The organism is Delftia sp. 60, assembly GCF_002754395.1.
GTDB lineage: Bacteria > Pseudomonadota > Gammaproteobacteria > Burkholderiales > Burkholderiaceae_C > Comamonas > Comamonas acidovorans.
Window position 1 is genome coordinate 4,645,279 of record NZ_PEFD01000001.1, and the last position, 20,585, is coordinate 4,665,863.

At 66.0% G+C, this 20,585-nt stretch carries 17 protein-coding genes; 11 read left to right on the forward strand and 6 right to left on the reverse strand.

All coding sequences use genetic code 11. The features are described 5' to 3' along the window. Positions 1–6: 6 nt before the first annotated feature. Positions 7–1,632, reverse strand: a complete 1,626-nt coding sequence (locus tag CLV01_RS21070; protein ID WP_063325692.1) for a GGDEF domain-containing protein — start codon at positions 1,630–1,632, stop codon at positions 7–9. Positions 1,633–2,034: 402 nt separating this feature from the next. Beyond that, on the reverse strand, positions 2,035–3,435 hold the full coding sequence (gene dbpA / locus CLV01_RS21080) for an ATP-dependent RNA helicase DbpA (RefSeq protein WP_034395575.1): 1,401 nt from the start codon (positions 3,433–3,435) through the stop codon (positions 2,035–2,037). A gap of 484 nt (positions 3,436–3,919) precedes the next feature. On the opposite strand from dbpA, the gene CLV01_RS21085 reads away from it, so the two are divergent. Next, positions 3,920–5,692, forward strand: coding sequence for a DUF1800 domain-containing protein (locus CLV01_RS21085; protein WP_099735321.1), 1,773 nt, complete (start codon positions 3,920–3,922; stop codon positions 5,690–5,692). Positions 5,693–5,723: 31 nt separating this feature from the next. Further along, positions 5,724–7,172, forward strand: a complete 1,449-nt coding sequence (locus tag CLV01_RS21090) for a DUF1501 domain-containing protein (RefSeq protein ID WP_099733287.1) — start codon at positions 5,724–5,726, stop codon at positions 7,170–7,172. A gap of 46 nt (positions 7,173–7,218) precedes the next feature. On the opposite strand, the gene CLV01_RS21095 is transcribed toward CLV01_RS21090, so the two are convergent. Together CLV01_RS21095 and CLV01_RS21100 are read right to left on the reverse strand one after the other, a co-directional pair. Continuing rightward, the gene (locus CLV01_RS21095) at positions 7,219–8,163 is read right to left on the reverse strand and encodes an oxidoreductase (protein ID WP_257221440.1); all 945 of its coding nucleotides are present in this window, start codon (positions 8,161–8,163) and stop codon (positions 7,219–7,221) included. A gap of 12 nt (positions 8,164–8,175) precedes the next feature. Then, the gene (locus tag CLV01_RS21100; RefSeq protein WP_099733286.1) at positions 8,176–9,285 is read right to left on the reverse strand and encodes an SDR family oxidoreductase; all 1,110 of its coding nucleotides are present in this window, start codon (positions 9,283–9,285) and stop codon (positions 8,176–8,178) included. 74 nt (positions 9,286–9,359) lie between these two features. Here CLV01_RS21100 and CLV01_RS21105 point away from each other — a divergent pair, with 74 nt between their 5' ends. From CLV01_RS21105 to CLV01_RS21115, 3 genes are all read left to right on the forward strand, one after another. Further along, positions 9,360–9,749, forward strand: coding sequence for a MerR family transcriptional regulator (locus CLV01_RS21105; protein ID WP_099733285.1), 390 nt, complete (start codon positions 9,360–9,362; stop codon positions 9,747–9,749). Positions 9,750–9,845: 96 nt separating this feature from the next. Beyond that, positions 9,846–10,259, forward strand: a complete 414-nt coding sequence (locus CLV01_RS21110; protein ID WP_099733284.1) for a VOC family protein — start codon at positions 9,846–9,848, stop codon at positions 10,257–10,259. A 126-nt stretch (positions 10,260–10,385) separates the two neighbouring features. Continuing rightward, a complete protein-coding gene (locus CLV01_RS21115) occupies positions 10,386–11,612 on the forward strand; it encodes a PQQ-dependent sugar dehydrogenase (RefSeq protein ID WP_065347521.1) in 1,227 nt (408 codons plus the stop codon). Positions 11,613–11,685: 73 nt separating this feature from the next. Here the strand turns inward: CLV01_RS21115 and CLV01_RS21120 are convergent, their stop codons facing one another. After that, positions 11,686–11,919, reverse strand: coding sequence for a hypothetical protein (locus tag CLV01_RS21120; protein ID WP_012206300.1), 234 nt, complete (start codon positions 11,917–11,919; stop codon positions 11,686–11,688). Positions 11,920–12,094: 175 nt separating this feature from the next. On the opposite strand from CLV01_RS21120, the gene CLV01_RS21125 reads away from it, so the two are divergent. Next, the gene (locus tag CLV01_RS21125) at positions 12,095–13,477 is read left to right on the forward strand and encodes an aminotransferase-like domain-containing protein (protein WP_034395551.1); all 1,383 of its coding nucleotides are present in this window, start codon (positions 12,095–12,097) and stop codon (positions 13,475–13,477) included. Positions 13,478–13,616: 139 nt separating this feature from the next. Here CLV01_RS21125 and CLV01_RS21130 read toward each other — a convergent pair whose 3' ends face one another. Beyond that, the gene (locus CLV01_RS21130) at positions 13,617–14,333 is read right to left on the reverse strand and encodes an aspartate/glutamate racemase family protein (protein WP_099733283.1); all 717 of its coding nucleotides are present in this window, start codon (positions 14,331–14,333) and stop codon (positions 13,617–13,619) included. Between the two features lie 100 nt (positions 14,334–14,433). Here CLV01_RS21130 and CLV01_RS21135 point away from each other — a divergent pair, with 100 nt between their 5' ends. The 5 genes from CLV01_RS21135 (at position 14,434) to CLV01_RS21155 (ending at position 20,541) form a co-directional block, all read left to right on the forward strand. Then, a complete protein-coding gene (locus CLV01_RS21135; RefSeq protein WP_099733282.1) occupies positions 14,434–15,228 on the forward strand; it encodes an AraC family transcriptional regulator in 795 nt (264 codons plus the stop codon). Between the two features lie 417 nt (positions 15,229–15,645). After that, positions 15,646–16,875 carry a sensor domain-containing phosphodiesterase gene (locus CLV01_RS21140; protein WP_013801771.1) on the forward strand — a complete coding sequence of 410 codons (1,230 nt, stop codon included), beginning with the start codon at positions 15,646–15,648 and terminating at the stop codon, positions 16,873–16,875. A 304-nt stretch (positions 16,876–17,179) separates the two neighbouring features. Beyond that, the gene (locus tag CLV01_RS21145; protein ID WP_082848101.1) at positions 17,180–18,289 is read left to right on the forward strand and encodes an acyl-CoA dehydrogenase family protein; all 1,110 of its coding nucleotides are present in this window, start codon (positions 17,180–17,182) and stop codon (positions 18,287–18,289) included. A gap of 63 nt (positions 18,290–18,352) precedes the next feature. Continuing rightward, positions 18,353–19,219, forward strand: a complete 867-nt coding sequence (locus CLV01_RS21150) for a phosphate/phosphite/phosphonate ABC transporter substrate-binding protein (protein ID WP_096916728.1) — start codon at positions 18,353–18,355, stop codon at positions 19,217–19,219. 8 nt (positions 19,220–19,227) lie between these two features. After that, positions 19,228–20,541 (forward strand): ferritin-like domain-containing protein, encoded by a 1,314-nt coding sequence (locus CLV01_RS21155; protein WP_099733281.1) that lies wholly within the window; start codon positions 19,228–19,230, stop codon positions 20,539–20,541. Positions 20,542–20,585 lie beyond the last annotated feature (44 nt).

Here is a 20,585-nt window from a genome sequence, read left to right on the forward strand (position 1 = left end):
GCCCGTTCAGCCCTGCACGCAGTTGCGCCCTGCGGCCTTTGCGCGGTACAGCGCACGGTCGGCCGCTTCCACCAGCGCCACGGCGGCACCTTGGGTGGAGCCGGGGGTAGTGCCTTGGGTCGCGCTTTGTGTAGCGCCTTGGGTCGCGCCAGCCTCATCGCCCTGTGTCGTGGCCACGCCAATGCTGGCCGTCACATGGCCAAAGCGGCTGATGCGGTGCTCCAGGGCCAGGCCCTCGATGCGCGCGCGCAGCCGCTCGGCCACCTGCTGCGCGCCGGCCTTGTCGGTATTGGGCAGCACCACGGCCAGCTCTTCCCCGCCATAGCGCGCCGCCATGTCGCCGGGCCGCTGCACCGCCTGGGCCAGCGCGCTGCACACAGCCTGCAGGCAGGCATCGCCCGCCACATGGCCGTAGGCATCGTTGTAGCCCTTGAAGTAGTCCAGGTCGATCAGCAGCAGCGACAGCGGCGTGCCCTCGCGCGCAGCGCGACGGGCCTCGCGCTCCAGCACCTCGTCAAAGCGGCGGCGGTTGGCCAGGCCCGTCAACTGGTCCTGGGCGGCCAGCACCTCCAGCCGGCGATTGGCATCCAGCAATTCCTCGCGCGCGCTGACCAGGGAGCATTCGGCGCGCGAACGCAGCCGCATCGCGGCCGTCAGGCGCCAGCCGATCAACGCAATCGCCAGAAACAGCCCCAGCACCACGGCCAGCGTCAGCAGCGCCTGGCGCCGCCAGGAGCTCAACGCCTCATCGCGGCCCAGGGCCACCGTGGTCACCAGCGGATAGCGCTCGCTGCGCAGGAAGGCATAGATTCTTTCCGTGCCGTCCAGGGCCGAGCGGAACGACGCCGTGCCCGACATCGCCCCCACATAGTGGCGCAGGAAATTGGGCGACTGCGAGAAGTCCCGCCCCAGGTCCTGCTCGCGGAACGGGTGGCGCACCAGCAACTGCCCGCCCGGCGTGCTCAGCGCAATGGCCCCTTTCTCGCCGATATCGATCTTGCCGAACAGCCGCAGGAAATTCTCCACACCCAGCGCCACCACCACCGCGCCTGCAAACTGGCCCTCGGCGTCCGTATAGCGCCGGCTGATGGTGATCACCCATTCGCCCGTGGAGCGGCTGCGGATCGGCGGCCCGATGTAGATGCCTGACGATGCGTCGTCACGGTGGTGCGTGAAGTAGTCCCGGTCGGAGCTTTCCGATCCTTCGGGGAACGCCCCCTTGGACGACATCAGCCAATGGCCCTGCGCATCCACGATCAGCAGCTCGTTGAGCTGGTTCAGCAGATGCTCCTGCCGGTTGACCAGATACAGCACCCGCTCCAGGAGCACGGGGCTGGTGCCATCCACCTCCAGCCGCTCGGCAATGCCCAGCAGCAGCATGGAGCTTTGGGTGATCACGCCCTCGGCATAGGTGTTCAGTGTCTGGGCCAGGTTGCGGTTGCTGGTATCGACCTCGGCCAGCGTGCGCTGGCGCGCCGCCACCAATTGCCAGACCGTGGCCGCAGAAACCGACACGAACACCACCGCCAGCAACCAGGCCACCAGGCGGGCATCACGCTTCACGGGCCGGCCTCTGCCCCCGCACCAGGCCTTTGTCCACCAATCCCTCTCCATCACATGCACCTGCGCCATCTCGGCAGTCCTGCTGCCGTCCGATCTTGGGTTTTCTGCATCCGGCTCAGCACCTGGGCAGCGTCTTTGCGCGGGCGTTTCGGACCTTGACCCAAGTCAAGCCGGAAAAACCCGCGAACCCGGTATTGTCCCCGGCTTCGGAAAAATCGGCCGGACGGGCAGGAATTGGAGGGGGGTGGCTGGGTAGGCGCCCAGGTTTCGGATAGTACTTCGCCGTTCCCCCGGGGACACGGGTTTGGCGGCCCATACACAGGCGCAGCGGGAGGCGCTGAAGGGGGCTGTGGAGGCGGTGCAGGCCAGGGAGGTTATGAGGGGCCTGGGGGTTAGGCAGGGCTGCTTGAAGGACCTGAGCGCGTTCAGCCAAGTGCAGACATGCATACCGACTGATGCGCCTGAAACCCCTCAATCCTTGAGCAAGCGCGCCTTCACCGTTCGCCCCTTGATCTTCCCGCTATTGAGCCGGGCAACCACGTCATGCGCAATCTTGCGGTCCACGGCCACATAGGTTGCGAACTCGTTGATGTCGATCTTGCCCACTTGTTCGCGGGTGTAGCCCAGGTCTGCGGTGAGCGCGCCCAGCACGTCGCCCGGGCGGATCTTGTCCTTGCGGCTGGCATTGATGTGGATGGTGGCCTTGGATGGCAGGAGCCGGCCGCCGGGAGCCGGTGTCAGTTCGTCCAGCGGGTACCAGACGGAGGGGCTGCCCTGCATCTGTTCGATGTTTCCGACCGCGCCCATTTCGTCCATCGTCGCAAGACTCAGGGCCAAACCTTTCTGGCCGGCGCGGCCTGTGCGGCCGATGCGGTGCACATGCACTTCAGGGTCGGGCGTGATGTCCACGTTGATGACGGCGCCCAGATTGGTCACATCGAGCCCGCGAGCCGCCACATCGGTGGCGACCAGCACGGAGCAACTGCCGTTCACGAAGCGCACCAGCACCTGGTCACGGTCACGCTGCTCCAGATCGCCGTGCAGCTCCAGCGCGCTGTAGCCCTGGGCCTGCAGCAGCTCGGCAAGGGCCCGGCAGCGCGCCTTGGTATTGCAGAAGGCCAGCGTGCTCTCGGGCCGGAAATGCTCCAGCAGGCGCGCCACCGAAGGCAAGCGTTCTTCCTTGTCCACCTCGTACCAGCGCTGCTCGATCTGCTCGCCGCTGTGCTGTGCGGCAACCTTGACCGTGACCGGGTCACGCATGAATCGCGCGGCCAGCTTGGCAATGCCTTCAGGGTAGGTGGCGGAGAACAGCAAGGTCTGGCGCTGCGGGGGGCACTGCTTGGCGACTTTGGCGATGTCATCGACGAAACCCATGTCGAGCATGCGATCCGCTTCGTCAAGCACCAAGGTGTTCAGCGAATCAAGGTTCAGATTGCCCCGGTCCAGGTGATCGATCACACGGCCGGGCGTGCCGACGATCACGTGCGCGCCGTTCTCAAGGCTCGCGTTCTGGCCGCGCAGCGGAACGCCGCCGGACAGGGTCACCACCTTGACGTTGTCTTCCGCACGCGCCAGGCGGCGAATCTCGGTCGTCACCTGATCGGCCAGCTCGCGGGTGGGGCAGAGCACCAGGCCTTGCACCGAGAAATTGCGCGTATCCAGCTTGGCCAGCAGCGCCAGGGCAAAGGCTGCGGTCTTGCCGCTGCCGGTCTTGGCCTGAGCGATCACATCCTTGCCTTCAAGCGCAGGGGGCAGGCTGGCGAGCTGGATCGCCGTCATTTCAAGGTAGCCGAGCCGCTCAAGATTGGCGAGCGTTGCCGGCGAAAGCGCAAGTTTGTCGAAGGAATTGGGGGAAGCCGAGGGAGGAGTCATGGGGGCATTTTAAAGTTGGCGATTTCAAGACCGCAGCGCACACGTTGGTCACTGAAAAAGAACTGGAGGCATGCTGGGCAATTGCCAGCATGTGCGAGAGGACGGCCAGCGGGGGGGGGGTGAAGCCATGGATGGCAAAAGACGCGTCAACCGGCGACGGCCCCGGGCCAGACCCATGCGTCTTGGCCCAACGCTGTGTTTCTGCATGCCGTCCCTGCAACGCATAACATCTTGACACGCTTTAGGGCTGCAAAGTGTCCGCTCACATCCGAAAACCTTGGAACACTCTGCGCCACGCGCCGAGGAGCGGGGCAGTCCGTCACCCCGCCCCGGCCGCCGCCTGAAAGCCCGCAATGCACCCCACACCACAGGCTGCAGCCTCCACGCTGCAGCCGCCCGACCGCGCGCCCGCGAACTCCTTGCCTGCCTGCGCAGAGCCCGGCCACCTCGGCCATGAAGCCAGGAGTTCCTTGATGCCCCCGCCATGGCCGCCTCCCTGGCGGCCGCGCTGCTGGTGGCCTGCGGAGGCGGTGGGGGCGATACGGCACCCGGTACCGGAAATGGAGGCAACGGCGGCACGGGCACCGGCCCTGGTGGCGGAACCGGTCCCGGTACAGGCACCACGGCCACCCCCGCCAGCGACGAGGAAGCCGCGCGTTTCCTGCTGCAGGCGCAGTTCTCGGCCACCGATGAGGAGATCGCAGCGCTGCGCGCCAAGGGCTACGGCCCCTGGCTGGCCGAGCAGTTCGCGCTGCCCGTGGACACCACGGGCACGGCCTGGCTGATGCAGCGCGGCTACGGCGTGGCAGAGGCCGGCACGCGCTACGACAACGTCTCGTACCCCTCCGACTTCATGCTCTGGAGCCAGCTTTTCACGGAGCGCGACGCCGTGCGCAAGCGTGTGGCATTGGCCCTGTCGGAGATCATGGTGGTCTCCACCACCGGGCTGGAGCAGCCGTGGAGCATCTTCCTGGCCTCCGGCTACTGGGATCTGCTGAACCAGCACGCCTTCGGCAATTTCCGCACGCTGCTGGAGGCCGTCACGCTCAGCCCGGCCATGGGCATCTACCTGAGCACGCGCGGCAACCAGAAGGAAGACGCCCGCAGCGGCCGCCAGCCCGACGAGAACTACGCCCGCGAGGTGATGCAGCTGTTCACCATCGGCCTCTACCGCCTCAACCCCGACGGCACCGAGCAGCGCGACGGCAGCGGCAACCGCATCGACACCTATTCGGCAGCCGATGTGAGCAATCTGGCGCGCGTCTTCACCGGCTACGACTACGACACCAGCAAGAACCAGCCCACCAACCTGAGCGGCAGCACGGTGACGGGGCTGCAGCAGGCGCTGCTGCCCATGGCCTTCAACGCAGCGCGCCATTCCACGCTGGCCGCCACTTTCCTGGGCACCACCGTGGCTGCGGGCACGTCAGGGCCAGCAGCGCTGAAGGCGGCGCTGGACACGCTGTTCAACCACCCCAACGTCGGGCCCTTCATCGGGCGCCAGCTGATCCAGCGCCTGGTCACCAGCAACCCCAGCCCCGCCTATGTGGGGCGCGTGGCCGCCGCCTTCGCCGACAACGGCAGCGGCACGCGGGGCGACCTGCGCGCCGTGATCGCCACCGTGCTGCTGGACCCGGAGGCGCGCGGCGCGGCAGGGCTTGCCAGCCCCCAGTACGGCCGCCTGCGCGAGCCCATGGTGCGCTTCGTGCAGTGGGGCCGCACCTTCGGGCTGCGGTCGGCACGCGGCACCTGGAAGATCGACAACCTGAGCGACCCGGCCACCCGCCTGGGCCAGAGCCCGCTGCGCTCGGGCTCGGTGTTCAACTTCTTCCGCCCGGGCTACGTGCCGCCCTCCACCCCCCTGGCCACGACGGGCCAGGTGGCGCCGGAGTTCCAGATCGTCACCGAAACCAGCGTGAGCGGCTACCTGAACTTCATGCAAAACGTGATCCGCTTCGGCTACTACGTGAACGCGCCTGACCTGCCCCAGGGCGGCAGCAGCGCGGCCAACGGCTTCGACATCACCTGCAGCTACGCCAACCTGCTGCCCCTGGTGGCCGACGCCGCCGCGCTGGTGCGCAAGGTGGCGCTGCTGCTGTCGGCAGGGCAGGTATCGGCCGCCACACAGGCGCGCATCGTGGCAGCGCTCAATGCCACGCCGGTGACGGCCACCAGCAACGCCGCCACCCAGCTCAACCGCGTGGCAGCCGCCGTGCTGCTGGTGATGGCCAGCCCCGAATATCTGGTGCAGAAGTGACCGAACGTCTGCAAAGCAAAGCGATATCGCCATGAATTTCATCGACCCCGCCCGCCACACGCGCCGCGCATTCCTGCGCCGCAGCACGCAACTGGCCGCCGCCGGCACCGCCCTGCCCTTCGCCCTGAATCTTGCCGCGCTGGGCGAGGCCGCCGCCTTCGAGGCGAACGACTACAAGGCGCTGGTCTGCGTCTTCCTCTACGGCGGCTGCGATTACGCCAACACCGTCGTGCCCTACGACAGCACCCGCTACGGGCAGTACTCCGCCATCCGCGGCGGCAACAGCGATGGCACGGCCGGTGGCATTGCCCTGGCCCGCGCCGCGCTGGGCAATACGCTGCTGCAACCCCGCACGGCGCTGGCCGGTGGCATGCAGTACGCGCTGCACCCGTCCATGACGGGCCTGGCCGGCCTCTTCAACGCGGGCCGCGCGGCGGTGCAGCTGAACGTCGGCCCGCTGCTGGTGCCGCTCACGCGGGCCCAATATGCCACCGGCGACCGGCGCAGCTACCCGCTGCCGCCCAAGCTTTTCTCGCACAACGACCAGCAGTCGGTCTGGCAGTCGCAGGGCGCCGAAGGCTCCACCGTGGGCTGGGGCGGCAACCTGGGCGACCTGGCGCTGTCGTCCAACGCCACGTCGCTCTTCACCTGCATCTCGGCCACGGGCAACGCCGTGTTTCTCTCGGGCGACCAGGCGCTGCAGTACCAGATCAGCCCGGGCGGCGCCGTGCCCATCAACGCCGTCAAGGGCGCCAACGTCTATGGATCGACCGCCGTGCGCGGCCTGCTGAGCGAGCTGGTGCAGACGGCCGGCAGCCACGCGATGGAGGCCGAGTACGCCCGCGTCACGCAGCGCTCCATCAGTGCCGAGGGGCAGATTTCTTCAGCCCTCTCCAGCGGCAGCCTGTCCACCGCCTTCCCTGCCAACAACCCGCTGGCCGACCAGCTCAAGGTGGTGGCCCGGCTCATCGCCGGACGCAACGCGCTGGGCACGCGCCGGCAGGTGTTCTTCGTCTCGCTGGGCGGGTTCGACCTGCACGACAACCTGATCGCCAACCAGCCGCAACTGCTCGACAAGGTGAGCAGTGCCATGACGGCCTTCTACAACGCCACGGCCGAACTCGGCGTGGCCGACAAGGTCACGGCCTTCACCGCGTCGGACTTCGGCCGCACGCTGACTTCCAACGGCGACGGCTCGGACCATGGCTGGGGCAGCCACCACTTCGTCGTGGGCGGCGCGGTGCGTGGCGCGTCCTTCTACGGCGCGCCACCGCCCATCAGCGTGGGCAACGGCAGCGGCAGCGAAGACCAGTGGCATGTCGGCCAGGGCCGCCTGTTGCCCAGCACCGCCGTGGACCAGTACGCCGCCACCCTGGCGCGCTGGTTCGGCGTGGCGAATACCGAGCTGGCGGGGGTGCTGCCGCACATCGGCAACTTCGGCGGCTCGGCATATCCCATCGATCTGGGGTTCATGGGCTGAAGTCTTGCTTTGGCGATCGCGGGCTTTGTGGTCAAGGCACCAATGATCAGCCGGGGCCGTCGCTCGCTGCAGCGAGAAGCGGCACCAGGACATCACCAATCGGTGTCGGAACTCCGCGCGCCCGGCCGCGGCGCGCGATGACACCGTTGCGGATATCCCATTCGAGCGGCCGGCCTGCTTCACGATCCGCCAGTATGGACGTGCCCAGGTCGGCCGGAAATGCCTGGAACTTGTCGAGGATCGCCTGGGGGACCTCATCGCCCAGTTCAGCACCTTCGGCGCGTGCGACGGACAGGCACTCCCTCAAATAGTCCAGAGTGAGTGTCGAAATGTCGTGTCGGCCGAACATGCCTGAGCGGCGATGCGTGAGTGCCATGAGCCCGGCCGCTGCGTTCTGCAGCAGCTTTTGCCATGCCAGGGACTTGAAATTCGAAACCAGGTCTACCGAGCATCGGGTGCCTTGCAGTGCCTGCGCAACCACGAGGGCAGCGGCCTCGTCAGGCAGGCTGATCCGGGCGTCGCTGCGCAGGAGCACCGACCCGTCGGGTTGCGCCTGTGCAGGGAACCACACGACTGCGGGAACGATTCGCCCCTGTGGGCACAGCGGAGTGACACTCTCCACCTGCTCAACCCCGTTTTGCAGAACACACACGACGGTTTGCGGACCGCTCAACGCCGCCAGCCAATGCGCAACCGCAGCAGTTTGAGTCGCCTTGACCGCGAGAAAAACGAGGTCCGCCGGACCTTCGACCTGGGCCGGATCCGTTCTGACCGGGCCGGGAACCACGATGCGAAGACCGTTGCCGTGCAGCATCAGACTGTCGCGCGGCGTACGACCGCACAGCAACGGCGTGCGACCGACTTCATGCAGCGCAGCAGCAACCGTTGTCCCGATTGCCCCGGGCCCCAGCACCGCGATGCGTGGATGGGTTGGTTGATTCACTGAAACGAGCTCCTTGATATTGGTGCGCAGCGGCAACTCGGACACCATTGAAAGCGGTAATTATGATGTTCTGCGCAGCGGAGGGGCAAGTCGGCGGGCCTTGCCTTTTGGAATGCAATATGAGTTGACATATATTGCAGTATTCCTCAACGACTGGCGCATATCCGGCTTTGTGATTCCGTGCCTTTGGGCAAATTGCTCCACTTCCGTCGTGTCAAAACGGGTTGTCTGGATAAAATCCAGGGCCTCGGCGCTGGTATTCAAAAATCTCGCAATGGGACGAATACCCAGAAGCCATTTCAGCAATCGCAGCGGAATATGATGCGCGGGCGCCTTCAGCCCAAGAGGTTGTGCCACCTGCGTGAGGAGTTCCTGCAAGCCGGGGCTCTGGGCATCGAGGGCCAGCAGTTCCTGGCCCACCATGGAAGGATCAAAGGCGCATGCCGCCACCAACTCGACCAGATAATCCACAGTGACCAGTGGCAACCAGTGCGCGGCAGTACCGGGTACTGCAGCCAGCTTTCCCTGCACCAGATTGCGTATCAGATCCACCAGCGGCTGGCCATCCGCTATATGCCCCGTGCGGCTATGACCGCAAACCGTGGCGGGGTGTACAACGGTTATCTCTCCACCCTTGGCATTCATGAAGCCGAGGGTCGCGAAATGCGCCTCCAGTTTGCTCGCCTCGTAAGCACCGACTTGGCGATAGATGGCAGGCCAATCCGTCAGCTCCGGATGGCCGGGATCAATCCCTATGCGTTGCAGATGCTCATTGTTTTTCAGCATGTAGCCGCCAATCATCACCAACCGGCTCTCTTGCTCGGCCGCCAACTGCGCCACACGCCTTGCCCCTTCCACATTCACTGCACGTGCCTGCTCCATCGAAAGGCGCCAGGCGAAGTGGGCTCCCAGATGGAATACGACCTTGGCCTGCCGCAGGACCTCTCTATCCGCAAGGCTCAGACCAAGGTTTTCTTGCTCCAGATCGCCGGCTACGGCAAAGACGCGGGCTGCGACGCCACCCAAACCATCGACCTGCTGGCGCAGTTCAGCGAGGCGCTCCGGGCGACGCATCAGCACCCGAATGGTGTGACCTTTCGCGCTCAGGTACGACAGCAAATGCTGGCCGATGAAGCCCGTCCCTCCCGTAACAAAGCACTCCACGCTCATTTTCCTGCTCCTTGGCACGATGAAAAAACCAAGTGTAGACTGTCGACTCAACTCTACAGTCAAGCGATTTTTCCATGAATATCGGAGAACTTGAGGTCCGCAGCGGCGCCACGCGCCATACCTTGCGCTATTACGAGAAAATCGGCCTTATTTCACCCTTGCGGCGAACCAACAATTATCGCGTTTACACACCGCAAACCCTGCAAGACCTGGACTTTATCCAGCGGGCACAAAGCATGGGTTTTTCTCTTGGGGAAATAGGCGAAATTCTGAATGCTCAGAGAAACAAGTCAATAGATTGCGCCGGGGGTGCAAGACTGATTGAAAAGAAGATGGCGGAAATCAAAAAGAAAATCACTGACCTCAAAAGCATTTATCGGTATTTGGACGCGGAGCGCGCAAACCTTGAAGCCAGTGCGGCCAGGCAACTTGAGCTTCAGCAACTCAATGGCTCTTCCAGTTAACGGGGCAGCATCCGGAGTGCAAGTGCTGCATGATGGATGTTCTGACCGAGCAGTCCTGCACCCACCAGGACTGCAGCCCACCCCACGGAGCCAAGCATGACCAAGTCCCTCTTCATCAGTCTCCCCGTGACCGACCTCGGCGTCTCCACCGCCTTCTACAAGGCGCTGGGCTTCAGCCAGAACCCGCAGTTCAGCAGTGAGGATGGTTCCGCCATGGTCTGGAGCGAGGCGATCCAGGTCATGCTGGTCACGCATGCCAAGTGGCGCACCTTCACCCAGCGCCCGTTGCCGCCGGCCGGCTCCTGCGGGTTGATGCTGTCCCTGGCCCTTGAGAGCCGCGCCGCCGTGGATGCGATGAACGAGGCCGCCGCGGCCCATGGCGGGCAGGCCGACGTGAATCCGATGGAGGACCACGGCTTCATGTACACGCGCGATCTGGCCGATCCTGATGGACACATGTGGGCGGCACTGTGGATGGACCCGGCGGCCATGCCTGCATCCGCTGGTTGAGCGAGGCTGAACGCGGCTGGACGCAACTTCAGGCCTGCCGCGCAGATAGTCCGGAATTCGGCGGTGCATTCTGCGGTGCGGCGGTGATGCGCGGATACTGTCCCGTCCCCCACTGCGGAGCAAAGCATGCGATTGCCGAAGTCTGGACTCATTCCCTGGTTGCTCATGGCTGCAACCCCTGTGTTGGCGCAGATCAATGCGGGAACCCTGCCTGCCACTGCATCGCCTCCGTTCAAGGTCAGCAAGGTCGCGCAATTCGATCTGCCCTGGCGCATCGCCTTCCTGCCGGACGGGCGCATGCTGGTCACCGAGAAGGTTGGCAAGCTATTTCTCGCGGCCCAGGACGGGCAAAAGCTCGAAGTCACCGGCGTGCCGCCCGTGCTGCATGAAAACCAGAACGGCCTGCTCGGTGTCTACCTGGCTCCTTCGTATGCGAGCGACGGGGCCATCTACCTGACCTATTCGGAGCCCGGAGAGATCCGCGGCACGTCGAGCCTGGCGCTCGCGCGCGCTACGCTCAGGATCGGTGCCGGCACCGCTGCGCTGGAAGACCTCAAGGTCATCTGGCGCGACCCGGTCAAGGGCAAGGGCGGGCAGGTGGGCGCCGCCGTGGCTTTTTCGCCGGACCAGAAGTTTCTGTTCCTCACGGCCGGGGACCGGCAGCGCTTCACGCCTGCCCAGGACCCGAATCAGCCGGCCGGCAAGATCCTGCGGCTGACCTTGGACGGCAAGCCCGCGCCCGGCAATCCGATGCAGGGGCAGACCGGCGCAACGTCGGTTCCTGTGATCGATCCGCCCAAGGACACAGAGGCCGCCAAGACTGCGCCGGTGTTGCGCACGTTTGTCTTTGACGGTCCGAATCTGACGCCGTCCGAGACCTGGTCCACGGGGCATCGCACGCCCTACGGCCTGGCGTTCGCGCCGGATGGGCGTCTTTGGGAGCTTGAGCATGGGCCGCGCGGCGGCGATGAGCTCAACCTGATCGAGCCGGGCAAGAACTATGGCTGGCCGCTGGTTTCCTATGCGGTGAACTACAACGGCGTGCCCATTGCCAGCCCGGATACGCGAACGGACCTCACCAAGCCCGTGATCTACTGGACGCCTGTCTTCGCGCCGGGCAGCCTGATGTTCTACAGCGGCGAGATGTTTCCGCAGTGGAAGGGCTCAGCGTTTGCGTCCGGCCTGCTGACCCGCGCCCTGCACCGGATCGAGGTGAACGGCGCGAGCGCCACGCCTGCCGAGCATTGGACGGTAGGCTTTCGCGTCCGCGACGTGGCGCAGGCGCCGGATGGTGCGCTGTGGCTGATCGAGGACGACCGCAAGGGCGGTCTGTATCGGCTCACACCGAAGTAGGCAGCTGGAGGATGGTTGCCGCGCTGGGCACGGCCTGCGGGCACAGGCCCGGCGCTGGCAGCGCCACCTGCCATCAAAGGCTCAGGTCCATGCCCAGCATGGTGGCCAGGCCGAAGGTGAAGAGCAGCACGCACAGCAGCAGCAGCGTGAAGACGGCAACGATCTTGCCGCTGGCAATGAGCAGCTCGCGCCGGCTCGCCCCCTTCTTCTTGCCCTGGTCGTAGTGCCACTTGATGGCGAAGAACATGGCCGTGCCGAACACGAGCACCTTGAAGGTGACGAAGACTATGGGGACCCAATCGATCATTTTGAGAGCTTCCAGCCAATGACTTGGCACTGTCCATGGTGAGGAGCCTCCCTCCCGGACATGGGAGGCGAGAGCGTCAGCGACGGCCATGCAAGCACGGTGCTGCCACACCTTGTGGCGCATACTACCCAAAAGCAATTTCCATACATGAGCCCATACGTCGCCGCTTAAATCCATGCAAGATGAGCCTTTGCCCCTCTGGTTGCCGCAGCTGGCCGTGCAGGGCGGCCCCCGATTCCTGCAGATCGCCGATGCCTTGCAGGCAGCCTTGGCAGACGGATCGCTGAAGCCCGGTGACCGCCTGCCCCCGCAACGCCGGCTGGCGGCCCAGCTGGATGTGGACCTGACGACGGTCACGCGCGCCTACGACGAAGCCAGGCGCCGCCAGCTGCTGGAGGGACGCGGCGCCAGAGGCACCTATGTCGCGGCGCCCAAGGTGGAGCTGAACGCCGTGCTGGACCTGAGCATGAACACCCCGCCACCGCCGGCTGGCGTGGACCTGGACGACATGTTGAAGCAGGGCCTGTCGCAAGTGCTGATGGGTGCGGATGCCCAGTTGCTGATGACCTACCACCTGGGCGGGGGAAGCGACTCCGACCGCAAGGCGGGCGCCAGGTGGCTGCAGCCCATGTTCGGAGATGTGGATGCCCGGCAGCTGGTGGTCTGCCCGGGCGCGCAGGCGGCGATTGCCGCCCTGGTGCTTGCGCTGACGGAGCCTGGCGATGTGATCCTGACCGAGCCCACCAGCTATCCCGGTCTGCGTGCCGCAGCGGCCCAGTTCGGCCGGCGCATCATTGCGGTGCAAGCGGACAGCCAGGGGATCATGCCCGAGCGGCTTGAGCAGGCATGCCGCCAGCACAGGCCCGGGCTGGTCTACCTGAACCCCACGCTGCAGAACCCGACCGCCATCACGCTTGCCGAGGACCGGCGCCAAGAGATCGCCAGCATCGCAAAGCGCTGCCATGTGCGCATCGTCGAGGACGATCCCTACTGGCTGCTGGCCGATGCCCCGCCGCCACCGATCGCCAGGTTTGCCCCGGAGCAGGTGTACTACATCTCCACCCTCTCCAAATGCCTGACGCCCGGTTTGCGGGTGGCCTTCGTGCTCCTGCCTGACCCGCACGAGCGCCAGCGTTTCCTGGTCGCGCTGAGATCGTTTGCGCTGATGGCCACGCCGCTGACGGCCGCCCTGGCCACGCAGTGGATCCTCGACGGCTCGGCCGGAAAATTGATGGAAGGCGTGCGCAAGGAGGCGCGCCTGCGCCACCGGATGGCCAGGGATGTGCTGGCCGGCCGGTACAGCGGCGCGGGAGACGGCCTGCATGTATGGCTGGAGCTGCCGAGTTACTGGAGCCCCTCGCAGCTTGCGCGTGCCGCCGACAGCGAGGGCATCGCCGTCACACCGGCGCAGGCCTTTGCCACCGGCAGCGAATCCGTGAATGCCATCCGCATCTCCCTGGGCAGCATCAAGGACCGTGGGCGCCTGCAGGCGGGCCTTCAACGGCTGTCGCATCTGCTTGCGCGCCTGCCCGAGTCGTTCAGCGCCGCCGTGGTTTAGCGGTTCAGCGCGCATCGAGGCGTGAGGCGTGAGGCGTGAGGCGTTGCGCCGATGCGTTGCCACAACGGCTCAAGGCGCCCCGGCAACCCCGGGGGGTGCACGCCCTTGAAAGCAGGCCTGGGCATGGCCCGCTGGCCGTTCAAGGCTCCAGAGCAAAGTCCACCGCCGCCTGCGCATGCAGGGCGGTGGTATCCAGCACGGGCACAGGGCAATGCTCCTGCCGCACCAGCAGGCTGATTTCCGTGCAGCCCAGCACCATGGCCTGCGCACCCTGCCCGGCCAGCTGCGCCATGATGCGCTGATACGTGCGCCGCGACTCTTCAAGAATCCGGCCCGTGCACAGTTCCTCGTAGATGATGCGGTGCACCTCGGCGCGGTCTGCCTCCTGCGGCACCAGCACCTCCAGACCCTGCTGCTGCAGCCGCTCGCGCATGAAGGGCTGCTCCATGGTGAAGCGTGTGCCCAGCAGCCCCAGCTTCCGGTAGCCGCGTGTGCGGGCTGCGTCGGCTACCGGGTCGGCAATGTGAAGAAAAGGGATGCGCACCGCTGCCGCAATGCGGTCTGCCAGCTTGTGCATGGTGTTGGTGCACAGCAGCACGCCGTCCGCCCCGCCCTGCTGCAGCCGCCGCGCGGCATCCTCCAGCAAGGCGGCGGCGTCGTCCCATCGGCCTTCATGCTGGGCCTGCTCGATGGGGCCAAAATCCACGCTGTACATGAGCAGTTTTGCGGAGCGCAGCGGGCCCAGCCTGTCACGCACACCCTGATTGATGAGCCGGTAGTACTCGGCGCTGGACTCCCAGCTCATGCCACCGATGAGACCGATGACGCGGTGAATTTCCGTGTGGTTTGAGTTCATGCCCGCAGTGTGGGCAGCGGCCGATTTCGCGTCTATCAGGAAATTTCAGTTCAGGAACGCAAGGCAAGGCAAGGCAAGGGCCATACAAGGCAATACAGCGATGACAGATCACGAACCACCGGGCTTCGAGGTGCAGTTGCTGGGCCGCACGCCCTACAGCAGCCATGACCCGACCCGCCTGCATTCGCTGGGCATCGCGCTGGAGCGACAGCAAGGCGTGCATGCGATTGCCAGCGATCGCCGCGTCGACTTCGATACCTGGCCCGGGACGGTGGCATGCACGCCGCCGGGCGTCGACGTGTTTTCCGAATCGGCCACGGGCGGCGAGTACCTGGTGGTTCGCTGCACCCAGGCGCATTGGGAACAATGGCTCAGCGACGGCGCGTCTGCAACCCAGGCCCGGCGCGTTGTGACGCCCGGGCAGCGCAGCGCCTTGCAGATGGCGCACCAACTGCGCCAGCTGCTGCTGAGCACCGAACCGGACACGCTGGCCATTGAGCAGGCCGCGCTGTGCTTCATGGCCGGGCAATGCCATGCACCCACCGCCCGCGTCGAGGCCTTGCGCCCGGTGTACCGACCTGTCCTGGAGCGCATGGCGGCCGAGTTTGCGCAGCCGTTGAGCATTGCCCAGCTGGCCCGGATGGTCCAGCGCACGCCGCTGCAGTTTCTGCGCGAGTTTTCCCAGCTGCTGGGCATGACGCCGCATGCCTTTCTTGTGGAAATCCGCGTGCAGGCGGCCCGCTCCATGATGCGGGCAGACACCCATTCCCTGGCGGGTATCGCCCACGATTGCGGCTTCAGCCATCAGTCGCACATGGGCGCCGCTTTCCGCAAGACTCTGGGGTTGACGCCCAGCCAGTACCTGGCCCGCATTCGTCACACGGGCAAGCAATGACCGATGGAGCACCTGAGACAGCCACAGCCAGGACATAGGGCTTGACGGGCTTTCCAGGGAGTGCCGGGCCCTTTCAGCTGCCCGTGTTGGATTTTCATAACTATTGTCAATCCGAACAGACGGACTCGACCTGCGCACTTCAACCGCGCATACTTAAGTCTGTTCTTCTCACTACTGCTTTGGGTTGCAAACGGGGTTGCCACTGAGCTTGCAACCGGAGGTGCGATTGGGATTTTCTATCGCACGGCAACCACGATTTGCCGCGCATCGGTCAATGGAGCGGCTTAATGATAATTCATTCCTTTTATCAATTCATATCGCACCGCTTGGCCATCGCACTCGGAGCCGAGGATAGCCAGCCCGCAGGCAGCGTGTGAATTTAGTGTGCGTACACATCTGATAGAGCAGATCAACGAAATGACCCTTCGTAAATCCACATTCGCACCTTTGAGCAGAATTTTCGCTTTTGCCATTGAACTGGATGGAGTCGACCGTGTTCTGTCTGTCGTTCGTCGGCATCTCGGCATGGATGTCGCCTTTGTAGCCCGATTCCGGGAAGAGGATCGGGTGCTGGAGCATGTGGACGAGAGCACTGCCGGGGTGATTTTCCAGCATCAGAAGATTCCATTGAGCGAGGGCTATTGCCAGAAAGTGGTCAATGGCGAGTTGCCGGAGTTGATTCCCGACACCTCCCTGTTGGCCGCGGCCCAGGAGATACCGGAAACGCACACCATTCCTATCGGCTCGCACCTGAGCGTTCCCATCCGCCTGGATGACAACCAATTGTTCGGCACCTTGTGCTGCTTCAGCCACCAGCCCAATCCTGCGCTGAATGCGCACGATATGTCACTGCTGCGGGCATTCTCCGATTTATTGGGACTTCATTTCAGTGCGACTTCTGCCGTCCGGCATGCAAGAGACAAAGTGACGCACGAAATTCGGCTTGCAATGCAAGGCAATGCGCTGCGCCCCGTATTTCAGCCCGTATACACCATCGCGACCGGCAAGCTGCACGGTTTCGAATGTCTGTCACGCTTTGACCTGGAGCCACGTCGCCCGCCCGACCAGTGGTTCAAGGCAGCGCATGAGGTGGGGCTGGGGCTGGAGCTGGAGCGCCATGCGATCGACACAGCGCTTGGCGCACTTGGCAGCCTGCCCACCGACTGGCTGCTCGCCGTCAACTGTTCGCCGCAGCTGATCCAGTCGGGACAGTTGCCCAGGCTTCTGGGTTCAGACCGGGATCTCTCGCGCGTGACGCTGGAAATCACGGAGCATGCCGCCGTGGATGACTACAGGGCTTTGGCCGATGCACTGGCGCCGCTGCGGCGCCGGGGCGCGACCTTGGCAGTCGACGATGCGGGGGCCGGCTACTCCAGCATGCGGCACATCCTGCATCTGCAACCAGACATGATCAAGCTGGACATGAGCATCACGCACGATGTCGATACCGACCGCAGCCGCCGTGCGCTGGCCAAGGGCCTCACGAGCTTCGCGCACGAGATAGGAAGCGTGGTGGTTGCCGAGGGTGTGGAGACAGCCGAGGAATTCAACACTCTGGCGAGCCTGGGCGTGGATTTGGCCCAGGGCTACTTTTTTGCCAAGCCGATAGGGCCGCAAGAGGCGCTGGCAATGGGCGCTGCAATATAGGCCACGATCTTCCAGCAGGCATCCTCGTCTGGCTGCCGGCCGCCTGTTGGCCGCCTGTTGGCCAAAACCGCCGAAGGCAGTACCCAGCCACCAATTGACCGAAATCAAGCGCCACCGGCAATTGCGCCCGGCCGCCGCGCACCCGGCGCATAATCTTTCGCATTCTTTCCCCCAGCCCATCCGCCATTGCAGGTCTGCATGCGGCAGGCGCGCCCAGCGGCCATCGCGGCGCTCCAGCATTTCCCCAGACTTCCAGCAAGCGCCTCTCGGCAGGCGGCCATGGGCATGCCTACGGTGAACCCAGATGGAAGTTTTGCAGCAACTCGAACCCCTCATGCGCGAGATCATCGCGCCCCAGGCCGCGCAGATTGACGAGCAGGCGCGCTACCCGCGCGCTGCGCTGGATGCGCTGGCCGCAGCCGGCCTGCTGGGCCTGATCAGCGCCAGCGAGGTGGGCGGCCTGGGCAAGGGCCTGGCCGAGGCGGTGCAGGTGATCGAGCGCATTGCCCAGGACTGCCCCTGCACGGCCATGGTGCTGACCATGCACTACTGCGGCGTGGCACTGATCGAGCCCTTTGCCGATGACGCGGTGCGCCGCGACATTGCCGCCGGCCGCCACATCACCACGCTGGCCGTGTCCGAGGCCGGCTCGCGCAGCCATATCTGGGCGCCCACGGGCACGGCCACCGCCGCTGAAGATGTCATCCACCTGAATGCGCTCAAGAGCATGATCACCTCGGCCGGCGAGGCCGATTCCTATGTCTGGATCTCGCGCGCCACGCAGGGCGAGGGCAATACGCTGTGGCTGGTGGACAGCCGCCTGCCGGGGCTGTCCATTCCCGGGCGCTTCAACGGCATGGGGTTGCGCGGCAATGCGTCGTCGCCCATCGAGGCGCGCGATGTGGGCGTGCCGCGCGCCCGCATGCTGGGCGCCGATGGCGAGGGCGAGGCCGTGAAGGGCCGCCACCTGATGCCGTTTTTCCCCACGCTGATCGCCACCACCTCCATCGGCCTGATGCAGGGCGCACTGCGCCGCGCCGTCGCCCATGTGGCGGGCACGCGCTTTGCGGAAAGCGGCAGCTCGCTGGCCGACCTGCCCACCATCCGTGCCTACCTGGCCCGCGCCCAGCTGCGCCTGGAACAGGCGCGCCTGCTGCGCGACGACACCGTGGCCGCCGTGCAGGCCGCCCGCCCCGACACGCGCACGCGCCTGCTGCAGACCAAGGCCGCCGCCGCCGAAGCCGCGCTGGAGGTGACCGACATTGCCATGCGCGTGTGCGGCGGCGCCGCCTTCCGCAAGGAGCTGGGCATAGAGCGCTTGTTCCGCGATGCGCGTGCCGCCTCGGTCATGGCGCCCACCACCGACGTGATCTACGACATGCTCGGCAAGGCCATGTGCGACGCCGCTGCCTGAACCTGCGCCGCAGATCCTGCCGATAGCCTCAACCCCCTTCCCCATCCAGCAAAGGACTTCCGCATGACGACAACCGCCCCCGTGATCAAGCTCGGCGCCGTGGCCTACGCCCCCAAGGTGATCACCATCTGGGAAGGCTTCAAGGCGTATTTCATCGAGCGCGGCTACTACTTCGACTACGTGCTCTATTCCAACTACGAGTCGCTGACCGAGGCGCTGATCGCAGGCGATGTGCACCTGGCCTGGAACTCGCCGCTGGCCTTTGTGCGCGCCGACCGCATGGCCCGCGCGCGCGGCCTGCGCGTGGAGTCCATCGCCATGCGCGATACCGACCTGGACCTGCATTCGCTGCTGGTCGTGCCCGCCGACAGCCCCATCCAGAGCGTGCAGGACCTGCGCGGCAAGACCGTGGGCTTCGGTGCGGTGGACTCGCCCCAGGCCACGCTGATCCCGCTGGACCATCTGCGCCAGGAAGGGCTGCTGGCCGGGCGCGACTACACGGCACGCCGCTTTGACGTGCTGGGCGGCAAGCACGGCGACCACATCGGCGGCGAGCGCCTGGCCGCCGCCGCCATGGTGGCCGGCGAGATACAGGCTTCCTGGATGGTGGGCAAGAACTACCAGGCCTTTGCGCGCGAAGGCACGCTGCCGGCCGGGGGCACGCGCGTGCTGGCCACCTCAGGCGCCTTCGACCACTGCAACATGACGGCCGGCCCGCACATCGATGCCGAACGCGCCGCCGCCTTCCGCGACATCCTGCTGGCCATGTCCTGGGACGACGCGGCCGTGCGCCCGCTGCTGGAACTGGAAGGCCTGAAGGTCTGGCACCCGGGCCGCGGCACGGGCTACGGCCTGCTGGAGCGCGCGGTGACGGACGAGGCCTTCTACGACGCCGAAGGCCGCATCACCGTGCAGGACTACCGTTACTGATACGCGCCATGGCCATGCCTGATTCCGACAGCGGCGCCCTGCACGCCCGCACCCTGCCCGCCTCCACCCTGCCTGTCATCGACCTGCAGGGTCTGGGCTTCGATGCCGGTGCCCATCTTCTGGTCAAGCACGCGCTGGCCGCCCTGCCCGTGGGCGGGCAGCTGCGCGTGACCGGCAGCGCGCCGGGCTGGCAGGCCCAGCTGTCGGGCTGGTGCAGCGACCAGGGCCACGGCCTGCGCTGGGAGGACGGCGCGGGTGCTGCACAGGCCATGGCCATCGTGGCGCGCGGCGGCGCCCAGGCCGGGCGCTGGCGCGGCGCGGCGCAGACGGGCCGCGCCAGCGCCCGGCCTGGGCGCCGCCGCGCGGCGCAGACGGGCCGCAGCGATGCGCGCACGGGCGGCGATGCCGTGGCCGCGCAGGCCCAGCCTTTCTGGGGCCTGGCGGCGCGTGGCGCGCAGGTGGAAGCCGGGGCGCCGGCCTTCCATTTCCGGCTCAGCGACAAGCTGCAGGTCTGGACCGACAGCGCCGCCGACCTCTACGCTCAGGCCGTGGCCGCGCAGTGGAATGCCGACACCGACATCGACTGGTGCGATGCGCCCGAGCTGCCCGCGCCCGTGGAGGACGCCATCGTCCAGCTCATGACCTACATGGTGGAGAACGAGAACGCGGCCCTGCTGGTGCCTGCGCGCTTTCTGGGCCAGCTGCACCCGCACTACCGCGAGCTGCAGGCGGCGCTGGCCATCCAGGTGGCCGACGAGGCGCGGCACATCGATGTCTTCACGCGCCGCATCCGCCGCCACGGCCGCGAGCCCGCCCTGTCCACGGCGGGTGGACAGGCCTCGCTCAAGAGCCTGCTGGACGAGACGGATTTTTCCGTGGCGGGCTTTTTGCTGTCGGTGCTGGGCGAAGGCACCTTCGTGCACCTGCTGCAGTTCCTGCAGACCGAGGCGCCCGACCCCCTCACACGCCAGATCTGCCGCCTGGCCGCACGCGACGAGGCGCGCCATGTGGCGCTGGGCATGTCCCACCTGCTGTACCGCCTGCAGCACGAGCCCGGCTTCCAGCATCAGCTGGCCCAGGCCGTGGAGCAGCGCTTCGACAACCTGGCCGGCACCTCGGGCCTGAACGAGGAAGTCTTCGACGCCCTGATCCTCATCGCCGCCGGCAACCTCACCCCCGAAGCCCTGGCCCGCGGCGCCGCCCGCGTGCAGCAGCTCATGCGCGACATGGCCGACGGCCGGTTTTCCAAGCTGCTGCGGCTGGGGTTCGAGCGTGGGCATGCCGAGCGGCTGGCTTCATTGCATACGAGGAATTTCATGTAGACGGGGAACAGCCCACTTGAAGGCTGCGCAAGCACCCTCAATTC